Genomic DNA, 13411 nt, shown 5'->3' with positions numbered 1-13411 from the left:
ATTCCGGAATCCGGGAGGAGATTTATCATTTCCTCCCCCCGCGCTGCACGGAACTGGGCCGGCCCGCCACCAACTAAAAAAACAATCGAAAAACCGGTGCCGCAATTAAGAAAGGCATTATGTTGAAAAAATCCCACGGTCTGAGAGAATACTTTCCTTTCCCCCGGAAACCACTTTTCACTTCACAGTACATATAAGCGCCTCAGTCAGCTTGCCTGATGGTCAGTCAAAAATAGAAGAAAAAATTGCTTTTATTTCCGCGGTTTTGCCATAAAAAGAAACCTCCGCCAGAAAGGAAGCTTTGTTCTTCCTGAAAAACGAAATCCGTGCTTACAGAATGATCCGGAAAAACTCTGCTAACAGATAATCCGGAAAAAAGGAAGCTATGTTTTCCGGGATAACAGTTCTCCCTCCTTCCCAGGCTCACGTAATATTTTTTTCACAGAACTCTTTTCCCTGTTTTGCAGCCTCATTTCCGGGGCTTAACTTAAGGGTCCGCGCATAGCATTTGTAAGCTTCCTTATATTCCCCGATCTCGCAGAGGAGTTCCCCACCCCGGAAGAGGGAGTTCAGGTGGTCAGGATCGCTTTCTAGGGCATTTTTGTATGCGTCCAGGGCTTTTTCTCTTTCCCCCAGTTCCATAAACAAATTGCCTTTCCAATGCCAGGTCTCAGCATTGTCAGGCCTCATGATGGGAGCCTTGTTTCGGGAAAAGAAACTGAACCTTGGAAGTTTACATGCCCAATCAGAAGCCTTTTTGGGTTCGGCTGCCAGGGCTTTATCGAAGGTCTCCAGGGCTTTTTCGAGGAGCCCCATCCTGAAATAAACAACTCCCTTGCTGGTCAGGATTTTGGGAGATGCTGGGTCAAGGGAAAGCGCTTTTTCAAAGGCTTCAAGAGCTTCTTTATTCCTGCCGAGGGCAGAGAGCACAAAACCCTGGTTGGACCATTCGGTCGGGCTGTCTGGTTTAACTTCCAGGAGAGCATCAACAATCTCAAGAGCTTCTTCATATCTTCCGAGCTTGAAAAGAGACATTCCGCTACAGGACCGAACCTCCAGAACCTTGTCAAGGAACTCTTGTCCACTGTCCTCCTTCCCTTTTTCAAAAAGCAGGTCTGCCATTTTATTCCAGGCATCAGCAGCTTTCCCATAAACAGCAAGAGCCTCTTCATATTTGCCCATCTGGAAAAAGACCCTGGCTTTGCCGTAGCTCTCCTCGGCGAATCTGTCAAGGTCTCTGAGTGTGTTTGCCATTTTTGCCATTTTTTGCCTCATCCATAAGTATTAGAATCACCGGAGTTCGGATTCGTAACTGAAACTGCATTATCCGGAATTTGCATTCAAAATTAGTTTTTTAAACCTGATAATTGTCCAGATAAATATCTGGAGTTTTATAATAAATAATGTTCTGAGATTTAATCAGGTTCATTAATCCTGACTTGAACTTCTACTCAGGTTCTACAACAGGATGGGACTTCTTTCTGGAACCTATTTAACCTGCCAGCCCCGATACAATATGGGGAAATAAGGTGAATGAGGTCAAAATTCTCGGAGTTGGAGGAAGCCCCCGGAAAGGAGGGAATACCGACATCCTGCTTGACAGCTTTTTGAAAGGAGCGGAATCGGCAGGAGCTGAAACGAAAAAAGTCCTGTTAAGGGAATATTCGATCGAGCCCTGCATCGGCTGCGAAGCGTGCAGGAAAGCCGGGACCTGCATAAAGTTCCACGACGGAATGGGACTCCTTTACCCCGAGATCGAAGCCGCAAAAGGCCTTATCCTTGGCTCCCCCACCTACAACTACAACGTAACCGCTCAGATGAAAGCCTTCATCGACCGGCTCTACCCTTACTACAATTTCACGAACGACCTGCCCAGGCGATATTCAAGCAGGCTTGCCGGGCAGGGACGAAAGGCGATTGTTTTTTCAGTCTGCGAGCAGCTGGAAATCGAAGAAATGGGTTTTACGCTTGGAGCGCTCGGAATGCCCCTTGAAGCCCTGGGTTATGAGGTCGTGGAAAAGTTTCCGGTGACCGGGTATTTCCATAGGGGGGCGGTTTCTAGAGATGAAGAACTTGTAAGGAAAGCATTTGAAGCGGGTAAAAAACTGGCAGAAGCTCTTCTCCGGACCGGTAGAGTGGGAAATCTTCCGGAAAAAAGTTGATTTTTGATTTCCGGCCTCAAAGCCGGCGGCTTTTTCTAAAAAGTATACCGGGATACCTAAAATATGCATCCGAATAACTGAAAAAATACATTGAGATAACTAAAAAGGGCATCCGGATGACTGAACTCATCGGTTTCTCCCGCAAAACTCATTCCGTGCTTCTACCAGGGCTTTCAGGTTCCTGAGTGGGGTTTCCGGGGCAAGCCCGCAGCCGGGAGCAAGCACATCGACACCCATTCGCAGGCACTCAAAAGCTTCTCTCTTTACATCTTCCGGCCTGCCCCTGAAGAGGGTACTGGAGGTTGAAACGCTACCGATTACAGCTGTACCGGCTTCATGGGCGGTTTCCACAGCCATTTTAAGGTCTTTTATGCCTTCTTCAAGGCTGAGCCCGTCAAACCCGCACTCTGCCATATCCGCAATTATCGGGTCGGCGGCGCCGCAGATGTGGAGCACGCTTTTGCCTCCAACTCCCCTGAGAGCTTTTGGAATCCTTGCCATCCCGGGTTTTATCAAAGTCCTGAAAGAGTCGGGGGAAATCATGTCCGGGGAAGAAACGGCGTCTGCAAAAACGACAATATCTGCCCCTCTCTTCAGGCATTCCCTTGCGTATATTATGCAGGCATCCGTGCAGAGTTCGACAAGCCTTTTCACAATATGAGGCTTATTTATGGTCCATTTCAGGAAACGGGTAGTCCCGCAAAGGGAGGCTGCAAGGTCGGCAGGGCCTTCCATCCCTACAATAAGCGGGAGTTTCGAGCCGGCTTTTTCCCTGAGGATTTCAGTAGCTTTCAGGACAACAGGGATCCTACCCCTTTCCAGAAGATCCTCAGGCAGTTCCGGAACTGCGGGAGAGAATTCCATAGGGCCATTAAGCACAGCAGGGGTCCTGGCTTTCGTGCCGGGGTTAATTGTGCAGCCCAGGGCTTCTCCGAGCACCACCATATCAAAGGGATACCTGAGGGTTTCAAAAGAGGCGTTGACGTACTGGGAAAAGGCAAGCACTGCCATCTTTTCAGGCTGGCTGTCAGCCTCGGGCCTGGCTGCTCCGCTCATGTCCATAAGCTCGAGTACAGGCGCGGTTGTGAAAGTGCCAACCGGTATCTGAGCAGGAGTTTTGCCTTCGAGGGTTCTGAGCATCTCTGTCCTGAAGTTCGGTTTTTCCATAAAAGTGACCCCGGATTATTTTCTTTTGCTTTTTCTGAAGCTATTAACTGTACTGCTATTATACTGTACAATGATACTGTATTATTATACTGTATTATTATATTGTACTGCTACTATACCATATTATACTGCTACTGTACCGGAGACTGTGACCTGTAGCTATTCTTGAGAACAAACCGCCTTGAAAAAGGATGAAAATAAAACAAAATGAAGACAGAAAGAAAAGACAGAAAGAAAAGACAGACAGTGAAAATAAAAAATTAAGCGAAAAAAGATAAATGGAAAATGGAAGAGAAATTTACTTCTCTCCGATCCATTCATTGACTTTTTCAGGGTTACTCTTTACCCAATTTGCTGCGGCTTCTTCAGGAGCCATTCCGTTTTCAATGTCCACCATTACTGCCTGGATATCGTCATGGGTCCACTGGAAGCGGGTAAGGATGCCGTAGAGGTTGGGCTTATCTTCTTTGAGCCCAAGCCTTGCCAGGGTTTCAACGTGGTCAGCATCGCCGTAAACGCCTTTAGGGTCATCAAGGTACTTGAGGTCCCAGCGGTTAAAAGCCCAGTGGGGAGACCAGAGGGTCACAGCTACCCATTCTTCGGAGTCAATGGCTTTTTTCAAGGAGGCGGTCATCGCAGCACTGCTGCCTGAAACAAGCTCCATGTCCAGACCATACTCGGAAATTGCGTTTTCGGATACCTGCATGATGCCTGCTCCGGGGTCAATGCCGATGATCTTACCGTCAAATTTGTCCTTTTCGGAGTTGAGCTCTTCAATGGAGTCTATAGTTACATAGGAAGGCACAACAAGCCCTATCCTGCAGTCTTCGAGGTTTGTCTGGACAGAGTCGAGCTGGTCTCCGTAAGTTTCCCAGTAATTCTGGTGGGTATAGGGAAGCCAGGCAGATGTGGTAAAATCAAACTGCCCGTCAGCGAGCCCCTGGTAAAGGGGACCTACATCAACTGCAATGATTTCCACGTCTTCATACCCTGCCTGTTCGAGCACCTGCTGCATCACATTGGTACTTGCAATCTCACCGTCCCATAAGACATATCCTATTTTCACAGGCTCACTTAACTCCGATACCTCTGCTCCTTCTACAGCTTCATCTCCTTGTTCTGCACAACCTGCCGCAAAGAGGGTAAGCCCTATGATCAGAACAATTGTAAAAATCGATCCGATCTTTTTTCCTTCAGGGTTTAGTTTTATACTGGTCAAAATATCTACAACCTATTTTTGAATTTCATTCGATTTTTGGTTTTTATTCTTATTTTGGGATTATTTCAGGGGGATTGAAGTGAGTGATGCACCTCTTCCAGACACTGTTTTACACTGTATGGTGCTGTCCGGAAGGAGTGGCCCTGTTAAAGTGAAGAGTTCTGAATCCAGAGTGCCGGTTTCAAGAAGGCATCAGGAGTGGAACGTTTTTACCTGGGGCTGAGTTTCTGGGTAATCCGGTCCAGGACAACCGCTATTATGACAATAGCAAGCCCTGCTTCGAAGCCCATGCTGATGTCCACCCGCTGGATCCCGAAAAGGACCTGGTACCCGAGTCCTCGGGCTCCGATCATGGCTGCAATGACGACCATGGAAAGGGAGAGCATAATGCACTGGTTGACCCCGGCCATTATGGTCGGGAGAGCTACAGGCAGTTCCACCTTTGCAAGCTTCTGCCAGCCCGTGGAGCCGAAGGCGTCTGCGACTTCGATAAGCTCTTTTGGCACCTGCTTGATCCCCAGGTTAGTGAGCCTGATTGCAGGAGGCATGGCAAAGACAACCGTTGCGATCATGCCCGGGACGTTTCCGAGCCCGAAAAAGATCAGGGCGGGGATCAGGTACACAAAAGACGGCATGGTCTGCATTAAGTCAAGCGAGGGCTTTACAACATGGTAAAGTACATCGTTTTTTGCAGAAAGGATCCCCACGGGAATCCCTATAAGCAGGGTCAGCAGGGCAGAGGAGAGCACGAGGGCGAGTGTCTCTATCGAGAGCACCCAGAGTCCCATATTATGGATAAGGAAAAAACCGAATGCAGTCCCTGCTGCAAGCTTGATATTGCGCTTCCCGGCAAAGTAGGCAAACAGGGAAATTCCGAGGATGAAGAGTTCAGGAGGCAGGAAAAGAAGCGCGTCTTTCAAACCCGAGATAAGGAAATCAAGCTTATCGCTTGTGAGGTCAAGAAATGTGCCGAAATTGCCCTCGATCCAGTCAACAGCAAACTCGACTGTGTCTCCGATGGGGAGCCGGGGAATCAGCATGTTTTCACCTCGGGACCCGGCATGGCATCAGACCTGGCAGGGGCTTTGGCAGGGGCTTCGTTCTTTGCTTCTGCCTCCACAGGCACAGGTCCACTGTCAATTCCGTTGTTAATTATACTGCCAGGGCTACCTGAGCCTGCGGGCGGAGGTCCGGCTTCGCCTTCATTTTTGCCGATGAGGACCATTTTTTCAGGAGGCTTCTCTTCAGGAATATTTTCTCCAGAGTCTCTTTCTTCTGAAGCTTTTCCGTCAGGAACCTCGTCCTGCCCGATCTCTCCGGAAATTGCAAGAGCACCAAGCACACTGCCCCGGACTATAATTCCGAGTAGCTTTCCTGAATCATTGACTACTGCAAGAGGGTACTGGCTTTCCGCAATCAGAGGGATTACCTCATTGAGAGGCATATCCGGAGCCACACGGGGGATGTCCGGAATCATCACTGCTTCAAGGCTCTTTCCTGTTTTCAGGGCTTCAAGGGCATCACCTATCATAAGTATGCCTTTCAGGCGCCTGTTCTTCCCCTCAACCACATAAATAGAGGAGATCCCATGGTCTTTCATCAACTGAATGGCAACCCTGGGCCCGGAATTGATGGGTACGAGCGGTTCAGGCCGTTTCATAACCGATTCAGCAACAAGGATTTTTGACCTGTCGACCCCTGCAACGAACTTCGAAACATAGGAATCTGCAGGTTCGGTCAGGATCTCTTCAGGGGTCCCTATCTGGACAACTTCCCCGTCTTTCATGAGTGCAATGCGGTCCCCGATTTTCAGGGCTTCGTCCAGGTCGTGGGAGACAAAGATAATTGTCTTTTGCACCCTGTCCTCAAGGGCAAGCAGCTCGTCCTGCATATCGCTCCTGATAAGGGGGTCAAGGGCACTGAAAGCCTCGTCCATAAGCAGGATGTCAGGGTCATTGGCAAGCGCTCTTGCAAGCCCTACCCTCTGCTTCATGCCTCCGCTGAGCTGTGTTATCCTGCTATGCTCATGGCCTTTGAGCCCTACGGTTTCTATGGCTTCAAGCGCCTGCGAATAGCGTTCTTCTTTAGGAATCCCCTGGATCTCAAGCCCGTAAGCCACGTTATCCAGGACAGACCTGTGAGGCAGCAGGGCAAAATTCTGAAAAACCATTCCAAGCTTGCTCCTGCGGGCACTTCTCAGTTCCTCAGGGCCCATATCAGTAATGTTCTTCCCATCGATCAGAATATCCCCGCCCGTTGGTTCGATAAGGCGGTTCAAGCAGCGCAGGAGGGTGGATTTTCCGGAACCCGAAAGCCCCATTATTACGAAAATTTCTCCATCGTAGACCTCAAAGTTAACGTTGTTGAGCCCTATGGTCTGTTTTGTCTTTTCAAAAATTTCATTTTTGGATAAACCTTTATTTAGAAGAGAAATTACTTTCTGGGGGTCCTTGCCAAAAATTTTAGTAATGTTTCGTACTTCGAGTTTTATATTTTTATTCATAATAATACCCGGTTTGACCGAATGCTTTTAAAAAATTATTAACAGTAATTCCGAAATGTAGAAAATTGCCACAAAAACCCGGTTAATAAGAACTATATTTTACTCGAATTAATTCGCTGCCCATATAAGGAAATTAAGACAGTTGAAAATATAGATATAATATAGATTTAATAGAACTTTCTATTTTTCACAGATTAAATAGCTTATTATTCTTACCAATACTGTTGCCCCTATCATATATACTATTTTTGCGGAATATTTATATACCACAAATATTTTCACGGAATAAACTGGCATAAATCACATATAAACTCAGGATCAAAAAGTATGAAATTTACCTTTACTTTAGCATATTGTGGTTTCAAGTAACAACTCGTTTTATATAAAAATGAATTTTTCCCACGATAATACAGTATTAATTTTCAGAAACTGTTTGGTATTTCATTAATGCATTTTGATTATATTATTGCTGAATACCGGGTTTCCTGGGAGAGATTTTTATTTGTAGTTTGAAAGACGGAGTCTCGAAAGAAGATATTTAATTGAAATATTTATATATTAAAAGATAGAACAAAATAGAAAAATAAGGTAATCAGAAAAATCATCGCAACACTTATACATGTCTTATGTCATTTACTCGCAGGTTCAGATGATGAAAGCAGTACTAGGATTAGAAGACGGAACAATTATTAAGGGCACCGGTTTTGGTGCCGAAGGCACAGCTTGCGGCGAACTTGTTTTTACCACTCAATTCACGGGATATGAGGAGGCTCTGACTGACCCTTCCTACAAGGGCCAGATTTTAATGTTCACCTACCCTCTTATAGGGAATTATGGTGTCAGCGGGGAGCGTTTCCAGTCCGACAACATCCACGCGGAGGGGCTTGTTGTCCGGGAAGCCTGCAAAAAACCCTATCACTACAAATCCGCCCGTTCTATCCACAAATTTTTAGAGGATGAAGGAAAACCAGGAATCGAAGGTGTGGACACCCGTATGCTCACCATAGGGGCAAGGGAGCGTGGGACCATGCGTGCAGCCCTGATCACTGGCAGTGACGATGGGGAAGAAGCCGTGGATGTGGCAAGGAATTTTCCACAGATGACGGATGAAGAACTTATCGCAAGTGTAACATGTAAGGAACCCCACTTTATCCCCGGAGCGGAAGGCGCCTGGAAGGGCAGCGGTAAACCCAAACATGCAGTTGTAGTTGACCTTGGGATAAAAAGGAACATCATAAACAACCTGCATAAAAGGGGAATTGACCTTACACTGGTCCCTGCAACCACAAAACCCACAGAAATTGCAGGCTACGAGCCTGATCTTCTCTTTATCTCAAATGGTCCGGGAGATCCGGAAAAAGCAACAGACGCGATCAACGCCGTAAAGGCTTTTGCAGGCACAATTCCGGTCTGCGGGATCTGTTTCGGACACCAGATTATTTCCCTTGCAATGGGAGCCAGGACTTACAAGCTTAAGTTCGGGCACAGGGGAGGAAACCAGCCAGTAAAGGACCTTATTGAAAACAAGATTTTCATAAGCTCCCAGAACCACGGATATGCCGTGGATGCGGATTCCCTTGAAGGGACAGGGCTCTATGTGAAGTACCTGAACGCAAACGACAAAACCGTTGAAGGGGTCTCCCACAAAGACCTGGACATTTTCAGTGTGCAGTTCCACCCTGAAGCCCAGGCGGGGCCCATGGATACCGAGGAGACATTCTTCGGCAAGGTTGTAAAGGTCCTCGGAGGGGATCTCTGATGCCAAAACGCGAGGACATAAAAAAAGTTTTGCTTATAGGCTCCGGGCCGATCACAATCGGACAGGCTGCAGAGTTCGACTTCTCAGGAAGCCAGGCCTGCAGGTCCTTAAAAGAAGAAGGCTTGCAGGTTGTGCTTGTAAACTCAAACCCTGCAACCATTATGACCGACCCCGAAATGGCTGATTCGGTCTATATCGAGCCCCTTGATGCCAGGATTGTGGAAAGAATAATAGAAAAAGAGCGCCCTGACGGGATCATTGCAGGCATTGGCGGGCAGACAGGCCTTAATATTACCAGTGAACTTGCAGAAATGGGCGTCTTTGAAAAATATGGTGTCCGGATCCTGGGAACTCCTGTTGACGCTATCAAAAACACGGAAGACAGGGAACTCTTCAAGGAAACCATGTTGAGTATCGGGGAAAAGGTTCCCTTAAGCCGCGCAGTCCATTCCTTAAAAGAAGCCGAAGAGGTTGTCGGGGAACTCGGCCTGCCCCTTATCGTCCGCCCGGCTTACACCCTTGGCGGTGCTGGCGGCGGAATTGCTCGCACAAAAGAAGAGCTCCTTGAGATTACGGAACGCGGGCTCAGGCGCAGCCGCATTAATCAGGTACTTATTGAAGAAAGCGTGCTCGGCTGGGCAGAGGTCGAGTATGAAGTCATGAGGGATGCAAATGATTCCTGTATCGTGATCTGTAACATGGAAAACATTGATCCCATGGGCGTGCACACAGGAGAATCGGCAGTTGTTGCCCCCTCACAGACAATGACCGACGCAGAGCACCAGATGCTCAGAAGTGCCTCTATTAAGATTATACGTGCCCTCAAGATCGAAGGAGGGTGCAATATCCAGTACGCCTTAAAGGAAGGCGACTACCGCATTGTCGAGGTAAACCCGAGGGTTTCCAGGTCATCAGCCCTTGCATCCAAAGCTACAGGCTACCCGATTGCCCGTGTTACTGCAAAGATTGCAATCGGAATGACACTTGATGAGATCATAAACAACGTTACCATGAGCACCCCTGCCTCTTTTGAGCCGGCTCTGGACTACGTGATCACAAAGATTCCCAGGTGGCCTTTTGACAAGTTTACCACCGCAGACAAGACCCTGACCACAGCCATGAAAAGTACGGGAGAAATCATGGCAATAGGCAGGACAATTGAAGAGTCCCTCCTGAAGGCTTTCAAGTCTCTTGACATTGACTCCCAGCTGGGAATAAAACGCTGGGAAGAGCCTGAAATCAAAACTCTCCTCAAGACTCCCACAAGCGAACGCCTTTTTGTGATCTTCCACGCGCTTGAGAGAGGAATGTCGGTAAAGGAAATTGCCGAACTTTCGGGCATCAACCCCTTCTTCCTCTCAAAGATGAAGAATATCGTGGATATGGAAAAGCGCATCCGTGTAGAAGAACTCACTCCCGAATTCCTGCGCGAAGTAAAGAGGATGGGTTTCCCTGACAGCCGCCTTGCAGAGCTGACGGGAAAAACCAGGCAGGAAATAAGCGACCTCAGGCATGCAGCCGGAATTCTTGCTACCTTCAAGATGGTGGATACCTGTGCAGCCGAGTTCCAGGCAGCAACTCCCTACTACTATTCTACTTACGAAGACACCTGCGAGACAACCCCAACCGACCGGAAGAAAATCCTCATCCTCGGAGCAGGGCCGATCAGGATCGGGCAGGGAATAGAGTTCGACTACTGTACCGTCCATGCAGTAACCGCACTCAGGGAAGAGGGCATAGAGACCCACATCATTAACAACAACCCTGAAACCGTGTCAACTGACTTTGACACCTCGGACAAGCTCTTTTTTGAACCCCTCACCATGGAATACGTTATGAACGTAATCGAACGTGAGAGACCCGACGGTGTCCTTGTGCAGTTCGGAGGACAGACCTCGGTCAACCTTGCACTCCCCCTGAAAAAGGAGTTGAAGCGCAGGACCGACCTTGATACCGTGATCATGGGCACTGACCCGGAGGATATGGACCTTGCCGAAGACAGGGAAAAGTTCTACCTCCTTATGCAGAAGCTTGGCGTCCCCCAGCCGGAAGGCGGATATGCAACTTCGCAGCCGGAAGCAATCGAGGTTGCACAAAGGATCGGTTTCCCGGTACTGGTGCGCCCCTCTTACGTGCTCGGCGGCAGGGCAATGGAAATCGTTTATGACGAAATCGACCTTGAACGCTACATGAAAGAGGCAGTCAGGGTCTCTCCGGAACACCCCATCCTTATCGATGACTTCCTGGAAGACGCCTGCGAAATCGATGTGGATGCGGTCTGCGACCGGAAAGATGTACTTATCGGGGCAATCATGGAGCACATTGAGGAAGCAGGCATACATTCAGGAGACTCGGCCTGTGTTATCCCGCCCCAGTCTCTCTCCCCCGAAGTGCTTAACCAGGTAAGGGACTACACCCGGAAGATTGCTCTGGGCCTCAGGGTCAAGGGCCTGATTAATATCCAGATGGCAGAGAAAGGCGGAAAGGTCTTTGTGCTTGAAGCAAACCCGCGTTCAAGCAGGACAATTCCTTTCGTCTCAAAAGCTGTCGGTCTCCCTCTTGCAAAGATTGCAGCCAAAGTGATTGCCGGGCACAGCTTAAAGAGCCTGGGCTACACGGACGAGCCAAAGCCCAAACATGTCTCGATCAAAGAAGTCCTCCTGCCCTTTGACAAACTGCCGGGAGCAGATCCCGTACTCGGACCCGAGATGAAGAGTACCGGAGAGGTCATGGGCATTGACTACGATTTCGGAAGGGCATACTATAAGGCAGAGCTTGCAGCTGACAACCTCCTGCCCCTTACAGGAAAGGTCTTCCTCTCTATCAGGGAAGCAGACAAACCCCAACTTGTGGAAGTTGCAAAGAAACTGCAGGCAGCAGGCCTCGAACTCATGGGCACACGCGGTACTGTAAACTACCTTGCACAGCACGGGGTCTTCATGGACACTGTAAAGAAGATCCACGACGGAAGCCCGAACGTCATAGACATGATGCGCAGGGACGAAGTTGACCTGATCATCAACACCCCCACAAGCAAGCAGTCACGTAAGGACGGCTCAAGGATCAGGCGGGCAGCTGTTGACTTCAAGGTCCCTTACATTACCACCATCCAGGCAGCAGTTGCTGCAGCCGATGCCATTGAGACCATGAAAAACGGACAGGAACTGACAATCAAATCCATCAACGAGTATCATAAAGAGATGGGGCAGTAAGGTAAAAGAAAAAGACCTGAAAAAACCTGCCAGTAGAGTAGCTGCTGAAGAAAAACCATTGCGCTAACGGAAGAAATTAAGTGAGAATCGGAGCCGGCAGGGTGGCTTTCCATCCTCCGGCAAAAGATAATCAATATTTAAACTTACCAGCCCGTTAGCTGTCAAATTTATCCGGACTCAGCATATTGCTCCCAAAATTATTAAAATTATAATACTTATAAAACTTATTAATTCATTGACTGTTAATTCATTGACTGTTAATTCATTGACTGTTAATCCATTGACTGTTAATTCATTAACACGTTAATTATTCGTTCTTATCATAAATCCGCCAAACAAGGGGTAGTAAAAGCATGGTAAAGAAAGTTGCACTTGCATATTCCGGTGGGCTTGACACCTCGGTGTGCATCCCCATCCTCAAGGAAAAGTACGGGTACGATGAAGTAATCACAATTTCGGTCGATGTAGGCCAGCCCGAGGAAGAGATCAGGAAAGCTGATGTGAAAGCCGAGAAGATCAGCAACAAGCACTATACTATCGATGCAAAGGAAGAGTTCGTAAGAGATTACATCTTCCCCCTGATCAAAGCCAACGGAAACTACGAAGGCTATGTTATGGGCACATCGGTCGCCCGCCCGCTGATCGCCAAGAAAGTGGTCGAAGCTGCCATAAAAGAAGGCGCAGTTGCCCTTGCCCACGGCTGCACTGGAAAAGGAAACGACCAGCTCCGTTTCGAAGCCGTCTTCCGCCAGACCGACATGGACGTTATCGCCCCGATGCGTGAGATGAACCTGACCCGCGAATGGGAAATCAACTACGCAAAAGAGCACGGCATCCCTGTCGAAGCCACCAAATCCAAACCCTGGAGCGTTGACGAAAACATCTGGAGCCGCAGCATCGAAGGCGGAAGGCTTGAGGACCCATCCTTCGTCCCGCCGGAAGAGATCTTCGAGTGGACCAAATCCGCAGAAGATGCCCCCAACGAACCCAGGATCGTTGACATCGCCTTTGAAGCCGGAGTCCCGGTTTCCCTTGACGGCGAAAAGCTCGGCGGCTACGCCCTTATCAAGAAGCTGAACGGAATTGCAGGCGAGAACGGCGTCGGCAGAACCGATATGATCGAAGACCGTGTCCTTGGCTTAAAAGCCCGCGAGAATTACGAGCACCCGGCTGCAACCGTCCTCCTCGCAGCCCACGCCGACCTCGAGAAACTCGTCCTGACCCGCGGGGAACTGAAGTTCAAGAAGACCGTTGAAGAGCAGTGGTCCGAAATGGCATACGGCGGCCTTGTGGACGATCCCCTCTTTGCCGACCTCAACGCCTTTATCGACAAGTCCCAGGAAAGGGTCACAGGCACAGTGAAAGTGAAGCTCTACAAAGGCGCACTTA

10 protein-coding genes are annotated in these 13411 nt (G+C 48.7%); 5 read left to right on the top strand and 5 right to left on the bottom strand.

Features of this window, described 5'->3' with window-relative positions; all coding sequences use genetic code 11:
* Positions 1-423 precede the first annotated feature (423 nt).
* Positions 424-1263 (bottom strand): tetratricopeptide repeat protein, encoded by an 840-nt coding sequence (locus EO95_RS01545; protein WP_048131511.1) that lies wholly within the window; start codon positions 1261-1263, stop codon positions 424-426.
* Positions 1264-1529: 266 nt separating this feature from the next.
* Between EO95_RS01545 and EO95_RS01540 the strand changes: the two genes are divergently transcribed.
* Positions 1530-2162 carry a flavodoxin family protein gene (locus EO95_RS01540; protein WP_048131510.1) on the top strand — a complete coding sequence of 211 codons (633 nt, stop codon included), beginning with the start codon at positions 1530-1532 and terminating at the stop codon, positions 2160-2162.
* Positions 2163-2288: 126 nt separating this feature from the next.
* On the opposite strand, the gene mtaA is transcribed toward EO95_RS01540, so the two are convergent.
* A complete protein-coding gene (gene mtaA, locus EO95_RS01535) occupies positions 2289-3329 on the bottom strand; it encodes a methylcobamide:CoM methyltransferase MtaA (RefSeq protein ID WP_048131509.1) in 1041 nt (346 codons plus the stop codon).
* A 298-nt stretch (positions 3330-3627) separates the two neighbouring features.
* Positions 3628-4539 (bottom strand): glycine betaine ABC transporter substrate-binding protein, encoded by a 912-nt coding sequence (locus tag EO95_RS01530; protein ID WP_048131513.1) that lies wholly within the window; start codon positions 4537-4539, stop codon positions 3628-3630.
* Between the two features lie 88 nt (positions 4540-4627).
* On the opposite strand from EO95_RS01530, the gene EO95_RS17390 reads away from it, so the two are divergent.
* A complete protein-coding gene (locus EO95_RS17390; RefSeq protein WP_156163949.1) occupies positions 4628-4771 on the top strand; it encodes a hypothetical protein in 144 nt (47 codons plus the stop codon).
* Here EO95_RS17390 and EO95_RS01525 read toward each other — a convergent pair.
* The gene (locus EO95_RS01525; RefSeq protein WP_048131508.1) at positions 4758-5588 is read right to left on the bottom strand and encodes a proline/glycine betaine ABC transporter permease; all 831 of its coding nucleotides are present in this window, start codon (positions 5586-5588) and stop codon (positions 4758-4760) included. The two genes, EO95_RS17390 and EO95_RS01525, sit on opposite strands and share 14 nt — an antisense overlap.
* A complete protein-coding gene (locus tag EO95_RS01520) occupies positions 5582-7051 on the bottom strand; it encodes a glycine betaine/L-proline ABC transporter ATP-binding protein (RefSeq protein ID WP_048131507.1) in 1470 nt (489 codons plus the stop codon). Before EO95_RS01520 ends, EO95_RS01525 begins: the two co-directional genes overlap by 7 nt.
* A 652-nt stretch (positions 7052-7703) precedes the next feature.
* Here EO95_RS01520 and carA point away from each other — a divergent pair.
* The 3 genes from carA to EO95_RS01505 form a co-directional block, all read left to right on the top strand.
* The gene (gene carA, locus EO95_RS01515) at positions 7704-8810 is read left to right on the top strand and encodes a glutamine-hydrolyzing carbamoyl-phosphate synthase small subunit (protein ID WP_048131506.1); all 1107 of its coding nucleotides are present in this window, start codon (positions 7704-7706) and stop codon (positions 8808-8810) included.
* Positions 8810-12022 (top strand): carbamoyl-phosphate synthase large subunit, encoded by a 3213-nt coding sequence (gene carB, locus EO95_RS01510; RefSeq protein ID WP_048131505.1) that lies wholly within the window; start codon positions 8810-8812, stop codon positions 12020-12022. The genes carA and carB overlap by 1 nt, the downstream gene beginning before the upstream one ends.
* Before the next feature lie 353 nt (positions 12023-12375).
* Positions 12376-13411 (top strand): argininosuccinate synthase (locus EO95_RS01505; protein ID WP_048131504.1); only part of this gene is annotated, 1036 nt, incomplete at its 3' end.

The sequence above is a fragment of the Methanosarcina sp. 1.H.T.1A.1 genome, assembly GCF_000979295.1.
Lineage (GTDB): Archaea > Halobacteriota > Methanosarcinia > Methanosarcinales > Methanosarcinaceae > Methanosarcina.
The sequence above is the reverse complement of the archived record's forward strand: the minus strand, read 5'-3'. Positions and strand labels throughout refer to the sequence as shown.